This window comes from Streptomyces caniscabiei (assembly GCF_014930365.1).
GTDB classification, from domain to species: domain Bacteria; phylum Actinomycetota; class Actinomycetes; order Streptomycetales; family Streptomycetaceae; genus Streptomyces; species Streptomyces caniscabiei.
In genome coordinates this window covers 65466-85916 of sequence record NZ_JABXWI010000029.1, presented here as the reverse complement: position 1 = coordinate 85916, position 20451 = coordinate 65466, and the positions used below count along the sequence as shown (strand labels likewise).

The 20451-nt window shown below is 66.3% G+C and carries 19 protein-coding genes and 1 pseudogene; 8 read left to right on the top strand and 12 right to left on the bottom strand.

Going from position 1 to position 20451, the window contains the following annotated elements:
- From HW837_RS44305 to HW837_RS44280, 6 genes are all read right to left on the bottom strand, one after another.
- Positions 1-1581, bottom strand: coding sequence for a hypothetical protein (locus tag HW837_RS44305; RefSeq protein WP_193381340.1), 1581 nt, complete (start codon positions 1579-1581; stop codon positions 1-3).
- A 203-nt stretch (positions 1582-1784) separates the two neighbouring features.
- Positions 1785-1964, bottom strand: coding sequence for a hypothetical protein (locus tag HW837_RS44300; RefSeq protein WP_193381339.1), 180 nt, complete (start codon positions 1962-1964; stop codon positions 1785-1787).
- Between the two features lie 29 nt (positions 1965-1993).
- Entirely contained in the window at positions 1994-2377 is a 384-nt protein-coding gene (locus HW837_RS44295; protein WP_193381338.1) for an RRQRL motif-containing zinc-binding protein, read from the bottom strand.
- A complete protein-coding gene (locus HW837_RS44290; RefSeq protein ID WP_193381337.1) occupies positions 2377-3258 on the bottom strand; it encodes a DUF2637 domain-containing protein in 882 nt (293 codons plus the stop codon). Before HW837_RS44290 ends, HW837_RS44295 begins: the two co-directional genes overlap by 1 nt.
- Positions 3255-3596 (bottom strand): hypothetical protein, encoded by a 342-nt coding sequence (locus tag HW837_RS44285; RefSeq protein ID WP_193381336.1) that lies wholly within the window; start codon positions 3594-3596, stop codon positions 3255-3257. Before HW837_RS44285 ends, HW837_RS44290 begins: the two co-directional genes overlap by 4 nt.
- Positions 3593-3862, bottom strand: a complete 270-nt coding sequence (locus tag HW837_RS44280; RefSeq protein WP_193381335.1) for a DUF6284 family protein — start codon at positions 3860-3862, stop codon at positions 3593-3595. The genes HW837_RS44285 and HW837_RS44280 overlap by 4 nt, the downstream gene beginning before the upstream one ends.
- 489 nt (positions 3863-4351) lie before the next feature.
- Between HW837_RS44280 and HW837_RS44275 the strand changes: the two genes are divergently transcribed.
- From HW837_RS44275 to HW837_RS44265, 3 genes are all read left to right on the top strand, one after another.
- A complete protein-coding gene (locus HW837_RS44275) occupies positions 4352-5110 on the top strand; it encodes a GntR family transcriptional regulator (protein ID WP_193381334.1) in 759 nt (252 codons plus the stop codon).
- Positions 5107-5784 (top strand): P-loop nucleotide/nucleoside kinase family protein, encoded by a 678-nt coding sequence (locus HW837_RS44270; protein ID WP_313895638.1) that lies wholly within the window; start codon positions 5107-5109, stop codon positions 5782-5784. Before HW837_RS44275 ends, HW837_RS44270 begins: the two co-directional genes overlap by 4 nt.
- A gap of 1155 nt (positions 5785-6939) precedes the next feature.
- The gene (locus HW837_RS44265; protein ID WP_193383567.1) at positions 6940-7998 is read left to right on the top strand and encodes a restriction endonuclease; all 1059 of its coding nucleotides are present in this window, start codon (positions 6940-6942) and stop codon (positions 7996-7998) included.
- Positions 7999-8329: 331 nt separating this feature from the next.
- Here the strand turns inward: HW837_RS44265 and HW837_RS49360 are convergent, their stop codons facing one another.
- Complete coding sequence (locus tag HW837_RS49360; RefSeq protein ID WP_237270661.1) at positions 8330-8515, bottom strand: hypothetical protein; 186 nt, start codon at positions 8513-8515, stop codon at positions 8330-8332.
- A 308-nt stretch (positions 8516-8823) separates the two neighbouring features.
- Between HW837_RS49360 and HW837_RS44260 the strand changes: the two genes are divergently transcribed.
- A complete protein-coding gene (locus HW837_RS44260) occupies positions 8824-9924 on the top strand; it encodes an MrcB family domain-containing protein (protein ID WP_313895637.1) in 1101 nt (366 codons plus the stop codon).
- A 213-nt stretch (positions 9925-10137) separates the two neighbouring features.
- Here HW837_RS44260 and HW837_RS49355 read toward each other — a convergent pair whose 3' ends face one another.
- The 3 genes from HW837_RS49355 to HW837_RS44245 all read right to left on the bottom strand — a co-directional run bounded on the left by HW837_RS49355 (position 10138) and on the right by HW837_RS44245 (position 13216).
- Entirely contained in the window at positions 10138-10881 is a 744-nt protein-coding gene (locus tag HW837_RS49355) for a ComF family protein (protein WP_237270660.1), read from the bottom strand.
- Positions 10878-11843, bottom strand: coding sequence for a DNA-processing protein DprA (locus HW837_RS44250; RefSeq protein WP_193381331.1), 966 nt, complete (start codon positions 11841-11843; stop codon positions 10878-10880). The genes HW837_RS49355 and HW837_RS44250 overlap by 4 nt, the downstream gene beginning before the upstream one ends.
- Before the next feature lie 137 nt (positions 11844-11980).
- Positions 11981-13216, bottom strand: a complete 1236-nt coding sequence (locus HW837_RS44245) for a phosphoribosyltransferase (protein WP_193381330.1) — start codon at positions 13214-13216, stop codon at positions 11981-11983.
- Positions 13217-13759: 543 nt separating this feature from the next.
- On the opposite strand from HW837_RS44245, the gene HW837_RS44240 reads away from it, so the two are divergent.
- The 3 genes from HW837_RS44240 to HW837_RS50530 all read left to right on the top strand — a co-directional run bounded on the left by HW837_RS44240 (position 13760) and on the right by HW837_RS50530 (position 16966).
- Positions 13760-14056 (top strand): hypothetical protein, encoded by a 297-nt coding sequence (locus tag HW837_RS44240; protein ID WP_193381329.1) that lies wholly within the window; start codon positions 13760-13762, stop codon positions 14054-14056.
- Positions 14044-16335 (top strand): hypothetical protein, encoded by a 2292-nt coding sequence (locus HW837_RS44235; RefSeq protein ID WP_193381328.1) that lies wholly within the window; start codon positions 14044-14046, stop codon positions 16333-16335. The genes HW837_RS44240 and HW837_RS44235 overlap by 13 nt, the downstream gene beginning before the upstream one ends.
- Positions 16336-16849: 514 nt before the next feature.
- On the top strand, positions 16850-16966 hold the full coding sequence (locus HW837_RS50530; RefSeq protein WP_319679020.1) for an IS1096 element passenger TnpR family protein: 117 nt from the start codon (positions 16850-16852) through the stop codon (positions 16964-16966).
- 215 nt (positions 16967-17181) lie between these two features.
- Here HW837_RS50530 and HW837_RS44225 read toward each other — a convergent pair whose 3' ends face one another.
- The gene (locus tag HW837_RS44225; protein WP_045562543.1) at positions 17182-17592 is read right to left on the bottom strand and encodes a roadblock/LC7 domain-containing protein; all 411 of its coding nucleotides are present in this window, start codon (positions 17590-17592) and stop codon (positions 17182-17184) included.
- On the bottom strand, positions 17589-19715 hold the full coding sequence (locus HW837_RS44220; RefSeq protein WP_237270659.1) for a sensor histidine kinase: 2127 nt from the start codon (positions 19713-19715) through the stop codon (positions 17589-17591). Before HW837_RS44220 ends, HW837_RS44225 begins: the two co-directional genes overlap by 4 nt.
- A 285-nt stretch (positions 19716-20000) precedes the next feature.
- On the opposite strand from HW837_RS44220, the pseudogene HW837_RS49350 reads away from it, so the two are divergent.
- A pseudogene (locus HW837_RS49350) lies at positions 20001-20201 on the top strand (hypothetical protein); the annotation flags it as partial.
- Between the last annotated feature and the right edge of the window lie 250 nt (positions 20202-20451).

Sequence of the window (20451 nt, the reverse complement as noted above, 5' to 3'; positions counted from 1 at the left end):
TCAGACGTTCCAGCCCTTCTCGGCCTCGGGTCCGTTGCGGGGGTCCTCGTGGCGGGCGATGTCCTGCTCGTGGGCCTGCCGGAACAGCGGGCCCATGTCCTCGGCGACGGCGACGGCGCTCATGACGGCGCCGAAGATGTCGTTGAAGCCGTCCGCGACTTCCTTCTCCAGCGGGAACTCCGAGTCGGAGCGCTCGGCGAGGATCTTCATCACGTTCGCCACGGATGTCAGCGCGGCGGGCAGTCCCTCGACCATGGCCAGGATCTCCATGGCGTTCTCGGGGTCGTAGGAGTTGGCGGCCTGCTCCATCTCCTCGGCCGCCTCTTCGAACCGGAAACCAGACACGTTCTCTCCTTCACTGACCTGGGATGTTGCGGGGGTCGGAACGTTCGCGGTCGGCCGCTCGACTTGGTCGGCGATCCCGCCGGTGCCGTCCTCGGTGGCTTCGGCGTCGGCGGTGGCTTCCTCCTCGCGGAGGGTCTTGCGGGTGTTCTCGTCGCGCTCCGCGGCTTGCTCGGCAGCCGTGTCGACCATCCGCCGGTACAGGCGACGGCCGGGGTGCATGAGCCACGCGATGCCGAACTTGCGGCCGATCGGGGTGGTCAGGCAGCCCAGCAGCCCGACCGGCAGGGCGAGCAGCGCGGCCAGCAGCCGCCGACCCTGGAACCGGGCTGCCGACCGGCGCAACGCGCGGCGGGCCGCCTTGCGGGCCGGAGCCTTACGCACGGCGGCCCGCTGCGCTTTCACGATGGCGCCGGTCTTCGCGTCGCGCTGGGCACGGGATTTGGCGATCGCCGTATCCCGCGCGGCCCGCGCCTTCCGGGCGGGGCCGCCCATCAGACGGCCGGCCAGCCCCGCCCGCTTACCCGAACCAGCCTTGCCGGCGGTGGCTTTGGCGTTGCGGCGCGCGTCGGCGACCGCGCGCCGGGCGGTGGTGGTCTGCGCCCGCTGTCCGGCGCGCGAGCCTGCCGCGGCCTTCTGCGCGGCGCGTAGCGCCTTGACCTGCCCGGCCTTACCCGCTGCCTTCCCGGCGCCGCCAGCCACGCGCTTGGCGGGGCCGTTGCCGGGCTTGCTGCGGGTCTTCCCCCCGGTCGCGGTGCTGGCGTGACCAGCGGCGGGGCCGGTAGTGCGGCGATGCTGGCCGGGCGCCTTGCCCGACCTGCCACCGGACCCACCAGCCCGAGTACCGGCCGAACGACCCCCGGCACCGCGGGTGCCGGTGCCGTTGCTTCGCAGGCCCGCGCTGCGGGCGGTGCTGCGACCTGCCGCGCGGGCGGCGGCCCGGCGAGCTTGGCGGCGGGGGTTGGGGGTGCGGGAGCGGGCGGCGGCGACGGCGCCGAGGACGACCATGCCGGTCGCGGCCACCATGGCGGCGACCGGGCCGCCGACCAGGGAGGCGGCGGCGACGGTGCCCACGGTGCTGTTCGCCCCGGACAGGGCGAGCGGCACGATCGGCCAGCCGCCGGGGGTGTGCTCCACCTCCTTCACCACCGGGGCCGGGGTGGGCGGGGTGTCGGGCGGCGGGGGCGGGGTGGCCGGTACCGGCTGAACGGCTACCGGCTCGGTGCTGAGTTCCGTCATGCTGTGAGCACTCCTTCGGGGAGTAGGGCCCGGCCGGTGCTGTAGGAGGCGTGTGGCCGGGCCCGCCGGATTGCGGCAGGTCAGTTGCGGTGCGGGTGGTGGGCGGCGATCTCCTGCCAGCGCCGACTGTCCGCAGGGGTGGCGCGGGTGAGGCTCACCCGGAAGTCGCATCCGGGCTGCGTGCAGCGGTGGGTGGTCGTCCATCACGCCTCGATCAGCCGGAACAGCAGGCTGGAGAACGTGGCCAGGCACGAAGCGGTGCAGGCGAACAGCAGCACCGGCGGTACGCCGTAGGCGGACAATCGCACGGCGATCGCGGCGGACAGGGCCCCTCTGACGGCGACCGCGCCAGCGGTGAGGATGCGGTGACGTGGGTCTTTCACTCGTGAACTCCCCTGCTCGGTCGTGGTGTTCAGGCGGGGCGCTGTTCATCGGGGTAGGCGCAGAGCACGCACATGCCCAGCGAGGTCGGCAGGCAGTAGCTGTAGATGACCCGGCACTGCGGGCAGGTGCGGCGGGCGAGCATGGCCAGCGCGAGCGCGCCCCACTTCCGTGAGGTCATGGGCCGCACCGGCCGGGCCAGGTCGACCCGGTACAGGTAGGAGACGCGGGGACCGCCGGCGCGCCGGTTGTAGCGCATCACCTGCGCGGCCACGCTCTGACCGCCCGGACGTAAGCCCTTGGCGCGGAGCTGGCGGCGGGTGGCGTAGCCGTCCGGGGCCATCCGCCACGGGTAGGTGGGGATGCCGTAGCGGGCCCCGGTCGGGTCGAAGCACTTGCTGTAGGCGGTCGGCATCAGTCACCGCCCACGGCGACCAGGTGCGGCCGGTCGGCCTCGTCGGCCTCGCGGACGGCGAGGATCTGCTTACGCGCCCACGACTCGCTCATGCCGTACGCCTCACCGAGCGCACGGGCGGACAGCGGGCGTGCGGCCTGTACGGATTCGGCGTACGTACGGCGTGCGTCCTGCCGCATCCGTTCCAGCTCCGCATCCTCGAACTGGGCTTGGCGTGCGGCTTCCTCCTCCGCGCTCAGCTCCGGCGTGCGGGCTGTGTGCGGGGTGTGCGGGTCGTCGGCCCGCACGGCATCCGCACTCTCCTCCACCTGCGCCGATACGGCCGGAGCAGCGTCCGGCCGCGCGTCGGCGGGGGCGGTGTCGGGGAGGGCGGGCGGGGTGTCGGCGGGGGTGTGCGGAAGGTGTGCGGGCTCATCCGCATGCTCCCCGTCCGGGGCCCGCACGGCGGTGGTGGGCTGGTGGTGCAGCACCTTGGCCACCAGGTCGGAACCGAAGTAGATCGACCCGACGGGGAGCGAGGTGGCCAGCAGCACCAGGGCCCAGTTCGCGGGGTCCCAGTCCGCCAGCCGCCCCCAGTCCACGGCCTTGCCGTGGAGTTCCGGCACGAGTCCGTGGACGTAGTTCAGGACGAGTGAGGCGAGGGTGTAGACGGCCAGCACCCGCAGCGCGAACCGCTTGTCCCGCTGGTCGGTCAGCACGAGCGTGGCGACCAGGGCGAGCGCCATCAGGCCGTCGACCACGAACGGGTACAGGGTCGCGGCGGTCGCGTCCGCGCCGACCACGCGGGCCACATCCCGCAGTGCGTTCCACGAGACGCGGAACGCCATGACGACGACGGCGACCAGGGCCAGCACCAGCAGCGTCTTCCCGATGCGGTTCATGCCGCACCCCCGACCAGCACCGGGGCCGTGGTGGGTGTGGTGACGGTGCCGTAGCCGAACAGCACCACTTCGGCGCCCGCGTAGACGGTGGACGCCTTCAGAACGCGCGTACGGCCGTCGCTCTGCTCTCGGTACACCACGTCGTCCGGGGCGATGCCCACGGCCTCCCGCCACGCCTCGAAGCCGGTCAGGTCGTCGTGAAGCCGCAACTCCAGCCGTTCCGGGTAGATCGGCGACACCTGTACATCAGGCGCCGGCAGGTGCCCGAAGTCCACGGCCAGCAACCGCAGCACCCGCAGCGGGGTGGCCAGGTCGTCCAGGGTCAGGGTCTCGCTCACGCCCCCACCCCCGGCAGGACCATGGCGGCCCGGTTCGCCAGCCCGCGACGCGCGGCCAGCACCTTGCGCCGCGCCCGGCGGATGCGCTGGTGGTCCACCTCGGTGGGCGTGCAGTCGAGCAGACTGATGCGGACGTCCAGCAACTCGACTTCCGCGTCAATCAGCGGCGTCTCGACCGCGAGGGCGTCCAGCTCCGCGAGCGTCGGCTCGCGGTCGAAGTCGTCGGCGGCGGTAACAACCGCCTGAACAGCACCGATGTGCTTCATGGGTCGTGGTTCCTCTCAGGGTGGTACGGCCCGAACAGCACCCACCGGAGTTGCAGCTCCGGTGGGTGCGCGCCGTTGTGGGTGATCAGCCGCGACTACGCGTGGCACGGCCGCAGAACAGCGGCCGGAGTGCCCCGGGCGGGAGTCGATCCCGCGCCCTCACGGCTGAATGCCGGGGCGATGTGCATGTCTCCTTCGGAGGTGTCGCGCCCGTATCAGGTAGCGCGGCATGACTCCGTTGTAGGCGTATGGAGATGCGACCTTTCGGTCTAAGCCCTCCCGAATGACAAGGGTCGGGGGCGCCCTCGGCCCGCTCTGTCCCGGGCCCCTTGACCTCGAACGAGCCCCGAATCAGGGCGCATTGAGGTCCGGCACCCACAGTTCGGCGAACCGACCGGCGGGCACATCCCTAAGGTTCCCTAGGGTTCCCTGTGGTGTCAAGCAGTAAGCTAGGGAACCTCAGGGAAGTGACGACAAGGAGCGGGCAACATGGCAGGCCAGGCCGACAATCGGGCGCCGTACGCGAGGATTGCTGCTCACTACATGGAGCTGATTACGTCCGGTCAACTACCGCCAGGAACGCTCTTGCCGAGCATCAAGAACCTCTCGGAAGAGTGGAAAGTGAGCACGGCAACGGCAGAGAAAGCCCTGCGGAAGCTGCGCAACGAGGGACTTGTCCGCGGCATTCACGGCATCGGTACCGAAGTGCTAGACCAGCCGGCGCCGATGTCGTCCGGCGCTCAGCGACAGGACCGGGGGCGCCGTACCGGTTCGAGCTGGGGTGCAGGCGAGCGCTCCGACTCGCACCAGGCTGCCGTTGTGCCCGCGCCCGATGAAGTGGCGCAAGCGCTGGACATTCAGCCCGGCTCAGACGTGGTGCGCCGTAGCCGCGTATATAGGGACCGGCACGGCATCGTCGCTCACAGCACGTCGTGGATTCCCGCTCGCTACGGGAAGCTGATCCCCCAGCTATCAGAGAGCGCACGCCTGACAGGGGGAACGTCGCTCCAGCTCATTGCTCAGGCGACCGGTCACCCGATCAGCCACCGCATCGACACTGCGTCCGCGCGCCTGGTGACGCCGGAGTACGCCCGACTCCTGGAACTGGACCCTGGCAACCTGCCGGCGGACCCGGTGGTCGTGATGACAGCCAAGTTCGTGGACAGTGAGGGCAACATCGTGGAATACGGCGTGGACCTCGGCGGACCCGGCCGCACATGGCGCACAGAATCGGAGGTCACCCCGTGACGGTCGTGGGCGACCCGCTCGTGAGCATGCTCGAAGGCCACCTAGAAGCACTGTCTACGGCCCGCAGGACTGGCACAATCAAGCCCGAAGCCGAAGCGGAGGTGGCCGCCATCTCCCGAACCAGGACGAGATCGATGCCCCCACACCCGCCGTTCTGCGTTCTTATGGCCGGACTCCCCGGATCCGGCAAGACGACCCTTTCCCGCACCCTCACCGCCCGCGGGTTCACACGGCTGTGCCCGGACGAAGAGATGTTCCGCCGGCACGGCGTCTATGGCGTGGACTTCCCCCGGGGCGTCTTCCCCACCCTTGAGCGGCCCGTCCTCGAAGACGTGGCAGCTGACCTGCGGGAGCAGCTCAAGGCCGGGCACGATGTCGTCGTTGACCACGGTTTTTGGACCGCGGAGGATCGGGCGAAGTGGCGAGCGATCGCCACCGACGTCGGCGCGACTCCTGTACTCGTCTACCTAGCCGCCACCCATGACGAGCTGTGGGCGAGAATCAGCAAGCGCAACGACTTCCACGCGAACGATCCCAACTCGATCTACTTCTCTGAGAGCGACCTACAGCGGTACCGCAAACGGTTCGTCCCCCCACGGGCAGATGAACCGCACGTGTTGTACGACGGCGACCCGGCAGCCGTGATCGCAGCTCTGGAAGCCTCTCGCCCCTGACTCTCAGGGGATCACACGCACAGGTCAGCCGGTCAGTTACTCCGCCTCAGTTTCCGTCTCATTCACCCCCCGTCCGATGCCGTTCATGGCCGTTCAGACGGCGGGCGGGAGTACGGGAATGAACGGGGTAGGACACCCCCCGAACACCGTTCCCGCAGGTGGGAGCAGACCTCGAAAGCGAATGTGGCGCGAGACAAGCGAGGGTGCAAATCCCTGTGCTGCCGTAAGTATGGCTGAACGGTATCCGGAGTTGCTCGCCACTAGTTCCCACCTTCTCCAGGTGGGAAGGGGTCCGAGTTGAGCACTCTTTCTAAGCGCATCAGTGGCACACCTCTCGAACCGCCACTGCCCTACAACCTTCTCTACGGGTTCAAGCACGTCGACTCAGGAAATGAGCCCGACATCTGCTCGAACCAGTCGAAAAGACGAACGCTTCACAGCGGAAAGTCGGGACTTTCACTCTTGACTGGCTGGCTTGCCGTGGTGATGCTATGAAGATGGACGCAGGTGTGGCCACCGCCCTAGGGGCTTCTGTGGCAGCAGTGGCCACAGTGGCAGCGGCTCTAGCCGCAGGTAGAACTCAACGCAGCGCGGCTCGAACGTCAGCACGCGCCCAGTACAGAGAAGATAGACTCCGCACGTACAAAAATTTTCTTTCCTCTGTCGACGAGTTTCATGCCGAATATTTCCGCCTAGCGCGTAGCGTCGAGGTCTGGGAGGACCCATCCACCGAAGCTCGCCTCAAGGAGCTTTGCGAAAGGTGTGAGAAGGTCTGGCTAGATGTGGCTCTGGCGGGTACAAACCGAGCGACGTCAATCGGTAAAGAAATTACCGAGTACTGCCGCATGCTGTATGTGATGAGAGTAGCTGAGGGAATGATTTGGCAGTTACTCCCGCACGGCAAGGGGCGGGACCCGATGGCCGACAAGGGTACTCGTAAATGGTGCGATAAAATATATTCTTTGAGGGCGAAGTTTATACGTGCAGCCAGAAAGTCATTGAATGACGACGTGCGCAGTGCCCTGAGCTAGAAGCGGGCAACGCCTGCACCTATAAAGCATGATGGCGGCGAACGTGGGCGGTCTCCACTGACGACGGTGCATCAGGAAGTCGAGGCACATGGCATGTGACATGCCGATAACTTCAGGAGAGTCGATGGACGTTATCCGCACAAATGGTCGCGCCATCACGGAACGGCTCACAGAGTTGGTCGGTTACAAGGCAGGCCTCGTCGTGTCCGAGGAAGATGTTGCGAGAGTCCTACAGCGACGCGTCTATGTGCAGCTATATCCGGGGACGTCGCTGGAAAAGGTGCTTCTCCGTCCTACCGTTTTCGAGATATTGGGTCGAGCCGCGCTGGAAGGCTTCGGAGTAACCGGTTCCGTCTCTGCCATGCGGCCGCTGGCCATGAGCGTTCAGGAGCAGCTGAACGACCAGGACCTCACCATCCGGGCAGTCGCTTTCACCTTGGCCGAAGTATTTGATAAGCCTGACAATGAGGCTCGATTTGTCGGACTGGGCGACAATGCAATGAAAACCCAGGTGCCCACGATTCATGTGCCGCCCAAGCGAGCAGGAATCATTACACAGAAGGCGCGAACGCTGCATGGTGCCGGTATGGCTCATGCGGTGGCATTCACCCTGAGAGAAATGTCTCTCAGGATATCAGTCAGCCCTTTTAAGTGGCAGCGAGCAGTTGCATGGAACGACGCACTCACCCTGGCTGAACTCTTTACATCCGAGTCAACACTTGCCACGTACGGTCGATTTTTTGATCAAAGATTCGTCAATTACCTTGCAAGTAACTACGAAGAGATCGGCGAGATAAACTGGCGAAAGTTCGAAGCCATGACAGCAGAATATTTTCACCGGGCGGGATTTGAGGTAGAGCTGGGCGCGGGGAGAAATGACAACGGGGTGGATATTAGAGTCTGGGAAAAGTCAGCCGACATTCGCAAAGTATCACCGCTGACGATTATTCAATGCAAGCGGGAGAAAAGGAAGATCGAGAAGGTCGTCGTGAAGGCGCTCGCTGCTGACGTCGATTGGGAGGGGGCCAAGCAGGGTCTGCTAGTAGCAACGGCAGAGTGGTCTCCGGGGGCAAGGGAAGTTGTTGCCACGAGAAGTTATCCAGTGAGTGAAGTCAATGGAGAAGCTCTGCAGTCGTGGCTCATCGGGATGCGTGAGACCGACGCTGGCCTGTGGCTTCCCTAATTGAGAGAGTTCAGAGTGTGCCCCCAGGGGTAACCACGGTGATGCCCGCTGGTGACTACTAGGGTTTCTGCCCGCACTGGACGCATGCCATCTTGCACAGTGGCCGACACTCGCATGTCGATGGTGGGCAGCCCTCGCCGGGTCGTTTGTTTGGCCAACCTGCGGCCAACGTGAGGGGCATTGGGTGCCCTGTGAGAGGAAAACAGCAGGTAAATTGGCAAATCGCTCGTCACGGCTGAGCGGTCTTGAAAGCCGTTGTTACGACGGCGACAGAGCTTATGCGGGCCGCTCCCACGCTGTCAGGGCGCGTGGGAAGGCCCGCCCTTCGGGCTTATCGGCGGTCAGCCATCCCGGTGTCGTCCACCTGCTCGCCTTCCGCCTGGGAAGGCTCAGTCCTGGGGACATCTGGATGCATGGCCGCCCGTTCGGCAGGATCGTCCCGCTCGCCCTCAGCCTGGGAGGGCGTGTGAGAGTACAGCCACGGTTCGTAGTCCGAGTCCGAGGCGCCGGTTTTCATGGCAGGCCTCCTTGGTCGCTTGCTTCCATGCTCCTCCTCGGACCGCAGCAGAGCTAGGGCGGTAGCCGGCTCTGGACGAGACGTGGACGAGAAGTCGGCGTTTTGAACGCTGGACGCACATCCCTGCTGGTCGGATGGAGTGCGAGCGAGTGATCTTGAGAGGACTGTAAAACTGCCGTGCCCCAGAGCGGGGCCGTCTGTAGGCCGTCGGAGGGCGGCCCAGGGGACCACCCAGCCAGCCGCGACCGCAGGATGTCTCGGGTCAACTTGCGCAGCCCAATGTCAGTGCTCGTAGCTACTGTTCGGGCGTGGATGAACTCTTGAGTGAGGTGCTCGGCCTTCAGAAGGTGTGGCAGGCGAAGAACACCGAAGAGATGCAGCGCCGCGGCTTCGTTGTTCGCACCCAGATCCGCGACTGGCTGCGTGAGCATGCCGAAGCTCTCGCCGCAGCCATGGAGATACCCCTCGACGATGTAGGGGTGGAGGGCAAGGACGGAGCCGGTCAGAGGGCTGAAGTCGTATGGACCCGCGTCTACTCGAAGAGCAGAACCCCGAGCGCAACCGACGGCTGGTACATCGTCTATCTGTTCAGCGGCGACGGTGAACGCGTCTACTTGTCGCTCATGCAGGGCACGACCGAGTGGATCGCCGGCGAGCTCAAGCCCCGCGAGCCTGCCGCCCTGAAGAAGCGCATCGACTGGGCCCGCCCGATCATCGAGCAAGTCGCCTCCGAGCGCGCCGACTTGCTGACGGAGATCCGTCTCAATGCACGCACGAAGCTTGGCAAGGGCTACGAGCCGGGCAACGTCGTGGCCATCGAGTACCAGCGTGATGCCATCCCCAACTCGGATGTCCTGAGCGAAGATCTGCTCTTCATGGCGCAGCTCTTGGGCCCCCTCTACAAGGCCACAGACCACGCGACCTACGTTCCCGGCGACCTGCCGGTCGAGGTCCGAGAGGCAACCCAGAGCGCGGCGACCACCGCGAACCGCAGAAGCGCCCGCAGGGGCGGTCAAGGGTTCCTCCTGACCGCAGCCGAGCGCAGGGCCATCGAGAAGCGCAGTGTCCTGCTCGCCACTGAGCACTTTGAGGCCCAGGGATGGACCGTGAAGGACGTCGGCGCCAGCAAGTCGTACGACCTGCACCTGACGCGAGGGGACGAGAAGCTTCACGTAGAGGTGAAGGGGACCACCTCCGACGGTAGCCAGATCATCCTGACGCGGGCCGAGGTCGAATGGCAGCGCAAGTTCGCCCCGAACAACGCCCTTGTGATCGTCCACTCCATCGAACTGGAACGCACCGTTGAACCCGTGACCGCGACCGGTGGAATCCTCCACTGCACCTCGCCGTGGACCATCGAGGAGGAGACCTTGACCGTCATCTCCTACATCCACCAAACCGGCCTGTGAGGCGGTCGGCGAGCACGCGACTTCCTCCCTCAGGTGTCCCCCGGCAGAGGGCGGTACACGGAGCTTCGCAGGTCGTAGGCGGTCAACGGAGCCCGCAGTAAGTCTGGCCGGGGGCTTGGCCTGCTCGCTGCCACCCTGGACGGCTGACGGTGCTGGCCCTGGCACCGCTGGTCTTGGCGCAGAGGTCCGCCGTGAACGATTACTCGACCAAGGTCATCCGCCCCACGGAACGCGCGCGAGGACGAGCCCGCGAACATCGACAGCTCCGGACGCGCGGAGCCGGAGCGCGACATGCTGGAGTTGGGACCCGCTGGTGAAGACATCGTCGACTAGCAAGATCGTGCGCCCCTTGATGTCGCCCGTGTCTCCGGTCCACGTCAGAGCGGCTGCGTGCGCGGTCGCGGCCGAACGCTTGTCGTCCAGGCTCTTGTTGGCTGAGCGGGGCGTTTCAGTCTCCTTGACCAGGCGGTGTGCGCCCGGCGGACTGAGAGGGAAGGCGTGGGTGACGTCTTCGGTGTAGGCGGCATCCATGATCGCCTCCATGTGCTGGATCGGCTGGCGGCCGACAGCGGTGGGATTGCCGACGACGTGGTCGACGCCGCGCATCTGCTCGGGGTGGCTCTCCATCCAGCCGACCAGGAGTCGACCGAAGATCATCGCCCAGCCGTACGCCCCGTCGTACTTGAGTCGGTGGATCTTGTCACGAAGGCTTCCGGAGTACACGGCCATCGCGTCGACACGGGAGAACCCCCGTTCCGCCTCCGGCAGCGCGCACAACCGATTGCTGCACTGCCTGTTGGGCACGACGGCCTGGGAGCAGACCGGGCAGTGGCTGTCGGCGAGGGGCTGGAGGGTGCGCCCGGCGCAGTTGGAGCACAGACGCGCGGTGCCGGTGACGACGTAGGCGCACGCCGGGCAGTTGGGAAAACCTGCCGGATCGGGGAGGGCTGCCGTCATAGGCCGGTCAGGGCAAGCTGCTGGCGCTGCTGGCCGGCGGCCTGGATGTCCGTGGCGCGTCCAAGGCGGTCGGTAATGTCGCTGGAGGCGGTGACCAGGATCGCCCGTCCCTCGTCCAGCATTTTCTTGGCCCATGGCTGGGTATCGGCAAGGGACCGGATTAGGAAGACGAGCTTGCCGTGCTCGGCGGCGAGGCGTGCCTGCATCTTGGCGCCAGAGGTGCTGGAGGCCTCAATGACGACGCTTCCCAGGGTGGTGCCGGAGGTGACGACGTTGCGGCGGGGGAAGGTGTACTTCGCTGGGGGGCTAGTGGGCCAGAACTGGCTCAGCAGAGCTCCGCCCGCGTCCAGGATGGCCTTTGCGAGCGGCCGGTTCTCCGCCGGGTAGATGGCGGCGGCGATGCCGGTGCCCATAACGGCGAAGGTGCGGCCTCCGGCCGTGAGAGTGGCCTGGTGCGCGGCGGCGTCGACCCCTTTCGCCAGACCGCTCGCGATCACCACGTCGTGCTCGATGAGCTCGCGGGCCATGCGGGCCGCCCGAAGCAGTCCATCCTCGGAGGCCTGGCGGGTGCCGACGACGGCGATAGAGCGGGCGTCGCGCTGGTCGAGCTCCCCGCGATAGAAAAGAAATGGCGGAAGATTGCCGATCACGCGCAGGTTTGCCGGGTAGTCCTCGTCGAGGACCGTGACCAGGCGTGCGCCGGTCTTGCTGGCCGCGGCCAGTTCGTCGTCGACACGGGCGCGGGCATCATCGAGGCCGGCTGCCAGGGCCTGCTGTAGCAGGGGCCGGTTCTTGGTCGCGGCACGCGAGTCCTCGCGTAGTTGTCCGTCCATGAGCGCGGCCAGGCCCTCGGAGCTCTGGGCGCCGCGAGCGAGCAGGCTCCAGTCGAGTGTGGCGTCGCTGACCCGCAGTGCGCACAGGGCCAGCAGATCGTGCTGGTCAGCGGTGATATCGAGGTCCATCAGATGTCCTTCTACTCGTGGCCCCGGGATGTTCGAAGGATGAAGCGGTGTCTCGGGCCACTTCCATCATGGCGTACGGGAGCCGCGGGCGGGCCGGAAGGGTGCTGGCGAGTTGGTGGACCGGATGAGGCGCAGACTCAGTTGGTGTTCTGCGCGGTGGCCACGAAGTGGGCCATGGTGGTCGTCAGGGAAGCCTCCGGGCCCGGGCCGTAGGTTCCTGAGAAGACTGCGGACGCGAAGTCGGTAGCCGAGAGGTTACTGACCGTGTATGGGTCGATCGCGACGCCAGGGAGCGCGTAGTTGACGTGGCGGGAGCCGTACTTGCCGACGGTCAAGGCGATGACTTGCGCTGCTCCGGCTTTGCTCAGGAGGGTGCGCGCCCACTCGATGGACTTGCCCTCGGTGGTGAAGTCGTCGAAGACGATCACCGTTTTGCCCTTCAGTTTCCCCCGGTACTTGGGGTTGACCCGGACGGTGCGAGCCTGAGCGGCGATGGAGATGTCCGCCGTGCTCCCTTGGCCTGTGGTCCTTCTCCAGCGCTCCAGGCTTGTGTCCGGGGCTTGGGTGACGCGTTCGAGGAGGTCCTCCCTGTAGTAGGAGCCGACCATCACTTTGGCGTTCGTGAGGAACCCGGCGAGCTGTTCGCTGACCCGCCCCGGCGAGCTGCTGGGGTAGACACAGAAGAAGCTGCGGTTGGGCAGTGTGCCGTCGAGGTAGGCGGAGGACAGCAGGCGCAGCATCAGGATGTCGCGGGCGTCATGGTCCCCGATGGTGATGGTCCGCCCCCGGGTGAAGACGTCCTGGAGCTGGAAGGTCCCGCTGTTCTGAGGGAAGCGCACGTTTGGGGGCAGCAGTGAGCGGATCTTGAAGTCGCGAGCGTCGTCACGGGCGAAGGCCCAGCGCGGTTCGTCCAGGAAGAAGTGCTCCAGGAGCTCTGCAACGTCCGCGGGTTCGCCGGCCGACAGGGTGATCATGCCTTTTGCGTTGCGGACATGATTGGCCCAGCGGGCGAGGACGTGGACGACGCCGGCGTTGATGCCGGTGCGCCAGTCCAATTCTGAGGTGCCGACGAGGGCGATCTGGTTCGTTCGCAGCTTGAGGCGGTCGGCGACTTCCCGCAGCCAGGCACCGCTGCCGCGGTTCGGCGTTCCGGGGATGTCGTCGCGGCACAGGTGGAGGGCGGGCGCGGGCAGGCCGGCAGCCCTCAGGGCGGCCTCGGCGTCGATCGAGTCGGTGGTGAACAGCACGAAGGAGATGTCGTTTTCGTCGAGCCACTCCAGCAAGCCGGGGATCCCGTTGTGGGCGCGCCCAGGTGAGCGCAGGACCGCCTTGTGGTCGATCGCGACCGCGCGCACCGTGCTGTTGTCGTCCATCCCCGCCCCCACTGTTGACCTGCTTGCCATGCTCTCAGCCGTTCTGACCGAGCGCGTGCGTTTTCGGGCTCTCCGTCGGACGGCTCCAGCGTCAGGCGACGGGGGCCTAGGCTGCGCGGCAGGTGGCGGTCTTACTGCTCGGCCGCGATTAGCGCTACGTTCGTCGACATTGCGTCCGGCTCGCGCCGGTGTCGCCGACGGCGAACCCCCTAACGTCCGGAGCCGACCGCGTGGACCACGTTTTCATGCAGGGCCACCTTCAAGGATCCGCGATCGCTGCGGTGCTGGTGTGGCCCAACACGTAGCCGGAGCCCGGCGGTGGGATGTCGTCACGACAGGACCGCGATTGTGGGTCTTCATCGCCGCTTCCGAGCCCGGCCTTGCCCTGTCCGTACTGCCTGGAGTTCACCAGGGGCTAAAGGCCAGCCTGAGGTTCCTCATCCCGTTGATCGATCGGCCGTACGGGTTCTCAAGGGAGCTGGGGGCGGCGCGGCTCTACTGGTGCCGCTGATCTGTCCGGCAGCCTTCTGGACGGAGACACGAATGGGGCAGCGCATGGTGGAAGCGACTGAGCTTGCGAAAATCGGCGCTGGGCTGTTCGGCCTAGTGGTGGGATGGATCGCCTACAGAACTTTGCGTCGGAAGGATGGACCGGCCCAGGTTTCAGACCTCGCCAGCGTGATTGCCGCGGTGGGGGGCGGAGCGGTTGCCGCGCTTCCCTTCGAGGACCCTGACATGTTCGGTGCGTACGCGGTCGGTCTCGGGGTGGGATTCTTCGCCTATCTCCTCATCGGATTCGCCGTGGAGGGGAAGGGAGAGACCAAGTCTTGGATGGATTGAACGATGATCTGGGATCTCTCGTCCGTAGTCTCGAAGCTGCGCGTCCCTGGATTGCACGGGCGGCTGGGGAGCAGTGGCCGGAGCTGGTAGAGCGGCTGGACTGGTTGCTTGCCCAGGTTAGCGGGGAAAATCCGCCGGTGGAGGATTTTCAGCTCCTCCGTCTCGGCTACCTCATGGCAAGAGATCCACTCACGAGGGCTCTTTTCCCGGAGGTAGTCGACCCGTACCTAAGAGACGCAGGGCCGGAAATCTTGTTGCACAGGATGGCTGCGGATACCGGTTTCGTAAGGTGGCCCGGGGATCTTGAACGACTGGCCGAAAGGCTGGAGCCACTGCTGGAATTGCTGCGGGAGCGGGTCCGCGGGGAACCCTATCCTGTGGAGGAGTTTCAGCTCCTCCGTCTCGGCCGGCTCATTGCCAGCGATCCAGACAGCCGTGCTATCGCAGGGGAAGCAAATTATCGGCTTTCAGAACCAGTCGCCATTGGGCAGCTGGAGGGCAACCTGCAGGCTCACTTTCAGGTTGGGCCTCGATTCGTCAATCTGGCCATTGAACGCCGAGGCGACCTCCCACCTGTCCCGCGTGGCATCCCATTGGAGCCCGCGAGCGACCACTTTGTCCGGGTAGACATTGGCGATGTGTCCGCCGACAGCATCGTGACTGGTCCCCGTGAGTCCCCGTTCCCGCTTGAGGCATTGCCGCATACTGCGGAGGGTTACTGGCTGGAAGTAGCGTTGACCAGTGCTGACTTCGATGTGCGCGCCGAAACTGTCCCCTACTTTCTGCCATTCAGTGGGGCAGGCTGGGTCTGCCCTTGCCCACCTGGTGGTCTGCACGAATGTCGGCCCGATTTCCGTCACCGCCATACATACCTCCCCTTCCGTACACCCGACACGGCTGGTGCTGCCCAAGCCCGCCTCAGCATTTGGTTCCGCAATAGCTTGGTGCAATCGCTCCTTATCGTCGCTGACATCGCTCCCGCTGGAATGTCTGGGGACCACGCTGCAACAGTCGACTACACCCTCACCGACGCGCTGACCGACCTCGACGGGGTCGGATCGCGAGGGTTGAGTATTTTGACCAATCAGAGGCCCGATGGGACCCACAGCCTGGTCTTCAACGGCGGTACCGGCGAAGTTGCGTTCACCCTAGCCGAAGCCGCGTTGACCGGAGAGATGAGCAGCGTGCGGCAGTTGCTGCTGGACATGCACATCGAGGGATCGGGCAAGAAGCGTCGCAACCGCCTCGACAAGCGCAACGGGAAAACTCGCGAGGACTTCCTCGAAGATCTCCGTGGTCTTGCACTCCACGGGTACAGGCTGTGGGTCAGCCTGTACCAACAGAGGCCCGAGATCCTGTGCAATGTCACCGGCAAGCCCTCGACAACCATCCAGATCGCGCGTGTTCCCAGTACCACATTCGTGTTTCCATGGGCTGCTGTTTATGACCTCCCCCTCGACTCATACCCTGGAGCGCCTCTCAAGCCATGCCCGGTGGTGGAATCGTGGGACGACACCCAACCCATGATCGCCGACTACCCGTTGCAGTGCCCCGAGGAATCTGCACACCAGGAAAAGAACACGCTGTGTCCCTTCGGCTTCTGGGGAATCCGTCACGTCATCGAGAACCCGCCTTCGACACAGACCCCGTCACGCCAGGTTGTCCTCGGCGACCACCCGCGCTTCGTGGTAGTACGCAGCCACGATCTGGACAGAGACCTGGGCGACCGCCACATCAACGAAGTAGCGCAAACCCTGCCCGGGTTCGCCCGGGTGACTGCGGAAAGTCTCAACCAAGCATGTGCAGCGCTGACAGATAGCGACCTTCAGGTGGTCGAGTTCTACTGTCATGGCAAAGGTAACTCCGCCCGCCACTGGCTTGAGGTGGGCAGTGGTGAGCAGATCCATCCGGAGCAGATCACTACATGGTCCCTGGTGGACTGGGCTCCACCGAACGGACCGGATCGCCATTGGGAAACTACGACTCCAGTGGTCTTGCTCAACGGCTGCCACACGGTCGAACTGACCCCGCAGTCCCCCGTCAATTTCGTCGATACATTCGTCTCCGCCCACGCCAGCGGGGTCATCGGCACCGAGATCACCCTCCACCAGTCGCTGGCTGGTGAAGCTGCAGAACACATGCTCCGCCACTTCGGTGGTGGTCGGGTCGGTATGGGGGAAGTGGTCCGCCGAATGCGGCACGACCTGCTGGCCAAGGGCAATCTGCTCGGACTGACATACACAGCCTACTGCTCAGCAGAACTCCGGCTTGCCCGCTGAACCCCAGGCGTCCCCCGAAGGCAATGATCACCTCCGGACTGGCAGGTTAGAGCATGCGGAGCCAGCCCGCTGTAAATCTGCCAGGTCGCCTTACGTGCAAGCCGCTCGTTGTCCTGGTCTTTGTCCAGTGCGTCGACGGACGCCACAGTTCATCGGCGTACGCCCACCCCGCCTGACCTGCTGTGTGAACCCCTACGAACGCCCCCGTACGGACGCATACACAGTTGGAAAGCGTGTTGGGGGCAACCCCTCACGAGTTCGAATCTCGTATCCTCCGCAGCCGCCTGAACAGGCGAAACGAGAACCCCGGACCGCTCAGCGGCCGGGGTTCTCGGCATGCCCTGGTCTCAGTTTTGGTCTCATTTATCTTCGACTTTTACGACATTCCGCCCAGGTGTAGTGACGTGGCTCCCTCGCGGCGGCCGGTAGCCATTCCAGTCGGTCTGCACTCCGGGACCTGGCCGGGGGCCGATCCGGTTCCGTCTCTTGGCGCCCACTGGGGTCCCCCGTCGCCGTGGAGCAGTTCCAGACAGCCTCAGCCGAGCTTCACTATCCGCACTGCGTGGACGGTGCCGGGGCGTGCCCGCCGGAGGACTGCGGCGGCGGACCCGCTGCAGCGATTTCAAAGTGATCCTCGCCGACCCGGCGCATGAGGAACACCACGCCATGCTGGTGTGGCTCGGACTTCGGTCCGCCACAGAATTCGCCCCTGACCGTTTCGCGCCGGACGAGGCCAACGCGCGGCTGCTGCGCCTCACGGCACAAGGAAGACGAGCCGCCCGGCCACGCCACCGTTCGCGGCACGCGCTGGTAACAGAGGCAGGGGCGGGCGGCGATCGGGTGGGCTCATCTGGGCGCGGAGTGCAGTTCGCGTACCAACTGCGGGGTGAGCAGCTCGCCGGCACGGTCGGCGAGGACGGCCATTTCATAGCCGACGAGGCCCACATCGCACCCTTCGGCGGCGAGGACGCCGAGGCAGCTGCCGTCGCGGATACGACCGACCATGAGGAAGCCCCCAAGCATTTCGATCATGACGAGCTTCATGCCGCGGAAGCCGTGTTCCGTCGCCGCGTTCTGGGCGAGGCTGGTGATGCCGGAGACGACGGCGGCCAAGTGGTCGGCGCGATCTCGGCCGAGGCTGTCCGAGGCTGCCATGAGCAAGCCGTCAGAGGAAACGGCGACGGCATCGGTGACGCCGTCGGCGGTGCGCACGAACTCCGAGACGAGCCAGCCGAAACTCTGGACGGCGGTGGTCACGATGACGCTCCTTGGGGGTTTCTGGCTTCGGCGCGGGCGACACCTGCTCGGAAGCCGTTGAGCAGGGAGGAGACAGTGGGCCTGGCGGGTGGGGGTGAGGTGGAGGGGTCCTCCACGGGGGCGAGCAGGCGCCCGGGGAGGACAAGGAGGGCGGACAGGCCGCCGCCAGGAGTGTCGAAGAGGTGGACTTGAGCGCCTTCACCGAGGCGGTGGGTGAGTCGGCCGACGACGAGGTGGCCGAGGAACCGGGTGGGTGCGGCAACGAGGGCCTCCTCTCCGGAGTCGGAGAGGAGGGCGCCCGCACGTGCTTTGTCGGCTTCGGACATGCCGATGCCGTGGTCGACGACACCGAAGGAGTACGTGTCGTCCTCGATGTCGTACCAGCCGTGCACCTCGACCGGTTCGGTCGGGGGCGAGAAATTCAGTCCGTTCTCGATGAGTTCGGCGAGGAGGTGGGCGACATCTGCGACGGCGTGCCCACGCACCCGCACCGGCTCCACGGTCGCGATCAGAACTCGACGGTACTGCTCCACCTCGGCGACTGCGGACTGGACGACCTCCAGACCGTCGGCGGGTGCTGCCGTGGGCCTTGGCGGATTCTGCCCGGCCAGGACCAGCAGGCTTTCGGCGTTGCGCCGCATACGGGTGGCGAGGTGGTCGAGTTCGAAGAGCTCGGCGAGGGCGTCCGGGTCGAGTTCCTGCTGTTCCAGGCGGGTGATGAGGCTGAGTTGGCGACGTACGAGGCTCTGGTTCCGGCGGCCGAGATTGGCGAGCGATTCCGTGGTGTTGCGACGCAGGCCGGCCTGCTGGGCAGCCAGCTGGAGGGCCGTGTGTTCCACCTGCTGCAGGGACGCCGCGACCTCGGCGATCTCGGCCGCGCCGCCCAGCAGCCGTGCATCGGAGGTGTCCTGCGCGTCCTTTGGTGTCAGGAGCTGAGCAGAGTCCTGCGGGGACTGCTGGATACGGGCGACGGCTGCGGGCAGTCGGCGGCGCGCCACGTCGTGAGCGGTCTCGGCGAGCCCACGGAGCGGGCGCGTGAGCGACCGGGAGGCGACAGCGGCGAGGCCCGCGACCAGGGCGGCGATGAGCGTGCCCGTGACGAGATAGGCGGCGAGGGCGAGTTCGGCGTCGTGGCTGAGCCGGTGAGCCCGGACCCGTACGTCGTCACCGACCGACTGCTGGACGACGTACAGATCGTCGACGAGTACGGTCATCGCGTCCCACCAGGTGCGGGCGTCGGCGCGCAGCGGGGAGCCGTCGGCGGCGCCTTCCGCCTGTTTCTCGTAGGCGGTGGCACGTTCGGCATCCTCGGTCGCGAAGGCTTTCTCCAATGCCGCGCGCTGAGGTGCGGTGGCGACCTGCCGGAAGCGGGTGAGGGCGGCGACGCGGGTGGCTCGCACCTCGGTGAAGTCGATGTACTCACGGCCGTGGAAGGCGCCTTGGGCGAACACACCGTTGAGGAGCCCGCGTTCGAGGGCGACGGACTCCTTGGCGGCGGCCAGCTCGCGCAACGCGGCCAGCCCGTCACGCAGTTGGCGGTCGGCGCCGGTCGCGGTCTCCGCCACCGGATCGACGGCGTTCAGGGCGTTGACGGCGCTGGTGTAGAAGGTGAGTGTCGCGGCCTGGCCGACGGTGCCTCTGTCGGCGGCGGATCGGATGTCGGCGAGACGCCGCAAGTGCCGCTGGACGACGTCCTCGACGGCGCTTTCAGTGCGCATTCCGCGCAGTGCCGTGTCAACGCGCTTGCGGGTGGCGGAAAGCGGTGGGCGGAACTCCTTCTCACCGCCCAACAGGCCGTTGGTCAGGCCGCGTTCGCGCTGCAGCTGGTGCACCAGGGCCTGGATGCGCAGGCTGAGGCCGACCTCGGCACGGGTCGTCCGGGCATCGCCGAGGGCCTCGGCGCGGCCGTGCACGGCGAGACCGGCCACCGCCAGCAGCAAACAGATCGGGACCGTGATGACCACCGCCACTCGGCCCCTGATGCTGCGCCAGCCAGGCATCGGCCGTCGCCCGGGAGTCGTTCGGCCCCCGTGGCGGCGCACTGAACCACCCTTGCCGAATCTGCCCTTGCCGATCGCGGCAACCTTGCCGCGCAGCGGCCGTACGGGCATCCACACCCTCATGTCACGAAGCTAGTCCGCCCGCCGTAGCGGCCGGTTTCCTGCCTGTTAGACCGCGTGGGACATTCCGTTGCGCCGCTCTCACACCGCCGAGCAAGAGATTGTGACCGTGGAATGGTCAAGCACAGGGGTGTGGTGTGGGCGGGAGCGTGACGAGCGTGGCTCCTGTACAGGGCATCCCTGGCATGCGTGCGGCGCTGGCTGGCTGGCTGGCTGGCTGGCTGGCTGGCTGACGATGTTGTTGCCTGAACGAAGTGAGGTGTCCTCCCCGCGACCTGCCATAGCCCCCTGACCGCGGAAATTCGCGTCAGGCCGTCGAGGCGACTCACTGGTCGTGCGGAGGCGGCCGAGCGGGTCCTGTCGGCGTACGTCGCCGAGGCGCTGCGATCCAAGCGCGACCGGGACCGGCTGCTGGAGCTGGTCGACTGTCTGCGGGAGGAACACGGCCCCGTCACTGAGGACGAGCGTGCGGCAGCTTTCCAGGAGTTGAGGTGGTGACGTCTCCGATGACGCTGGTCGAGGCGTACGACGGCAGAACCACCGAGCAGCGCTGGGACTGGGTGTTCTCCCGGCTCAAGGTCGCCGACATCGGAAGGGACGAGGCGCGCCAGGCCCGCCGCCTCCTGGCTGGTGCCAAGCTGCACGGCCACGAGTACGCGATCGACGTCGTGCTCGCCGTCATCGCGCGACAGCAGAAGGGACAGGTCCGGTCTTCGCCTCGGACGTGGACGACCTGGAG